The 2048-nt window shown below is 36.4% G+C and carries 2 protein-coding genes; both read left to right on the top strand.

All coding sequences use genetic code 11. The annotated features are described in order from the left end of the window. The coding region (locus ABY905_RS16850) for a family 16 glycosylhydrolase (RefSeq protein ID WP_372645994.1) at positions 1 to 377 on the top strand (377 nt) is incomplete at its 5' end. Between the two features lie 50 nt (positions 378 to 427). Next, positions 428 to 1984, top strand: coding sequence for a sugar porter family MFS transporter (locus tag ABY905_RS16845; RefSeq protein WP_372645992.1), 1557 nt, complete (start codon positions 428 to 430; stop codon positions 1982 to 1984). Positions 1985 to 2048: the final 64 nt, after the last annotated feature.

The following is a 2048-nucleotide window of genomic DNA, read 5'->3' as shown; positions in this document are numbered from 1 at the left end:
TTGGTGAAATCGACATCATGGAACACGTGGGACATAATTTAGGAACCATTCATGCTTCAGCCCACTCTAAAGATTATCAATGGCAAACTAATACGCAGCAAACTGATACCATACATATAGCTGATGTTGCAGAAAATTTTCATTCCTATATTTTGGAATGGACACCAGAAGTGATGAAAGCCTATGTAGATGACAAACTTTATTTTGAGTATAAAAATGAAGGCTTGGGTGAAGCAAAATGGCCGTATATCCAACCATTCTACCTGATTCTAAATGTTGCAGTGGGTGGTGCTTGGGGTAATGTTCAGGGGATTGATGCAGATGCATTCCCTCAAAGTATGCAAGTTGACTATGTCAGAATATATCAGAAAAAATAATCTCATTCATTACTGAATTTGGTGATGAATTTTAAATAATATTAGAATACATGAATTTAAGGTATACTGTTTTTGTATCGTTTATTGTAGCATTAGGAGGATTTCTAATGGGATTCGATGCTTCGGTTATATCGGGTGTTGTGAAATTTATTGAACCTCAATTTGATTTAACGAAAATTCAATTGGGATGGGCTGTTAGCTGTCTAACACTAACTGCGACTTTGGCCATGTTTATGGCTGGTCCCTTAAGTGATAAATTAGGTAGAAGAACGGTTCTTAAATATGCAGCAGCACTCTATTTTATTTCAGCAATAGGATCAGCGATAGCTCCTAGCTTTTGGTTTTTAGTTTTGGCTAGAATGGTCGGAGGGTTTGGTGTTGGAGCATCGCTGATTATTGCTCCTATGTACATTGCTGAAATTGCTCCTCCAAAAATGAGGGGAAGGATGGTTTCTTTAAATCAATTGAATATTGTGCTAGGGATATCCGTCGCCTTTTTTACCAATTACTTGATTTTACAATTAGGTAAATCAAATACAGGCTGGGCTGAAATGTTACAATTTGAAAATTACAATTGGCGTTGGATGTTAGGTTTGGAGGCCTTACCTGCAATTATATATTTCCTATTTCTATTTTTCGTTCCACGCAGTCCAAGATGGTTAGCTATGAAAGGATTGGATGATGAAGCATTACAAGTAATGGAGAAGTCATTGGGAGCTGATGAAGCAAAAATTCAATTAAAATCGATTACTAAAAGTATTAAAGCATCTCCACAAAAGGAGAAAACTTCACTAAAAGAATTGTTTAAGCCTTCAATGAAATTGGTGTTACTGATTGGGATTGTGATTGCTGTCACTCAGCAAATCACCGGTATCAATTCAGTATTCTTTTATGCACCCATGATTTTTGAACAAACCGGAATTGGAACTGACGCCTCATTTTCGCAGGCCATACTAGTTGGGCTTATCAATCTTGTATTTACACTTTTTGCTATTTGGTTGGTCGATCGTATTGGAAGAAAACCACTTTTGATCTTCGGTTTAACTGGCATTGCAATCTCAATGTTTATCCTTTCTGCTGGATTTGGCAGAGCAACTTATCAATTAACAGACAAAGATATTCAGGAATGCGCGTCATTTGCAGGTTCAGAAAATCTTGCTTCAATGCAAAACATCGTCTTCTATAGCGATTTAGATTTTAATAAGGCATTAAAAAATAATATAAGCGATAAGGCTTTTAAAGAGCATCAAACGGATTTTATCTCGAAAGCAATTAGCATTAACCCATGGTTAGTCTTAATTGGGATTCTTGGCTTTGTTGCCTCTTTCGCTATTTCTATCGGACCCGTTATGTGGGTCTTGTTTTCAGAGTTGTTTCCAAACCGAATTCGGGGACTTGCGATTTCCTTTGTTGGCTTGATCAATTCAGGAGTAAGCTTCCTCGTTCAACTTGTATTTCCGTGGGAACAGATGAATTTCGGGAATGCAACAACCTTCCTTATTTATGGAATATTTGGAACAGTAGGACTCGTATTTGTCTTTTTTATGCTACCTGAAACGAAAGGGAAATCCTTGGAAGAATTAGAATTGATTCTTGTAAGAGAATAATAAACAAACTCTTAAATCGGTAAAATCCGATTGTAAGTTTTAGATATAATAAGCAGAAGTTTTT

Origin of the sequence: Ancylomarina sp., from assembly GCF_041555295.1 — a bacterium.
In the GTDB taxonomy this organism is placed as follows: domain Bacteria; phylum Bacteroidota; class Bacteroidia; order Bacteroidales; family Marinifilaceae; genus Ancylomarina.
This window is presented reverse-complemented; position numbering and strand designations above follow the sequence as displayed.